The 861-nt window shown below is 31.5% G+C and carries 1 protein-coding gene; it reads left to right on the forward strand.

The genetic code is table 11. From position 1 onward, the window contains the following. Positions 1 to 81 precede the first annotated feature (81 nt). Positions 82 to 780 carry a Crp/Fnr family transcriptional regulator gene (locus HCK02_RS13980; RefSeq protein WP_167630698.1) on the forward strand — a complete coding sequence of 233 codons (699 nt, stop codon included), beginning with the start codon at positions 82 to 84 and terminating at the stop codon, positions 778 to 780. Positions 781 to 861: the final 81 nt, after the last annotated feature.

The following is an 861-nucleotide window of genomic DNA, read 5'->3' on the forward strand; positions in this document are numbered from 1 at the left end:
TATTCCGTAAGGAAAAGAAATGAAACATTTAGGGAAGATCATTTATCTTTCTAAAATATATTTTACGAGGAGGGGAATAGCTTGAGTTTTGAATCCTTGACTACTAAGGAATGGTACGCTGTTTTTTGGAAAACAAAATATTATGAACCTAATCAAATTTGTTATCAAACGACAGAGAAAATTCGAGATAAAGTGCTTTTAGTTAAAAGAGGTAACTTTGTCGTTCAAACTCTAAATCGAGAAGGAGAAATGATCAGCACAGAGATTCTTGAAGAAAATAGCTTAATTAATTTAGAAGTACTTATGGAAAAATTTTCAAAATGGGACTTACCGTGTTTTATTCAGTATCAAGTTATTGCACTTGAGGATTCAATCATATACGAAATTGATAAAGAATTTTTTCTATCTCACCTGTATGTGAATCCACGTGAATATCATGAGTTATTTGAAAAAGTAATCGCGCAAATGATCAAGATTTTTTTTGCTTATACACTTTCAAACGATAAAACAGGTTTAAAAGTTTCTTGGGCTTTATTCCGTCTTTCAACGACAATTGGCCAAAAATCAGAGGACGGAATTGTGGAATTTCCTCGTTATGTCACACAAACTTTTGTCTCGCAACTCGCACAAGCTGGACTAGCAAGAACGAATGAAGAAATTCAGCTGCTTTATCAAAAAGGAATTCTTGCCAGTCGGAAGCAATTAAATTTAAATCAAGACCGATTGCTTGAACATTTAAAGTCACAAATTTTAACTGAATATTCTGATCGACAATTATGATTTAGACATAATTTTGTCACAAAATGACGTTTTTTTATTCTTAAAGAATAAAGAGGCTGAAAAAAATGAATGATAATAAGT

This window comes from Listeria valentina, from assembly GCF_011800755.1.
In the GTDB taxonomy this organism is placed as follows: Bacteria; Bacillota; Bacilli; order Lactobacillales; family Listeriaceae; genus Listeria; species Listeria valentina.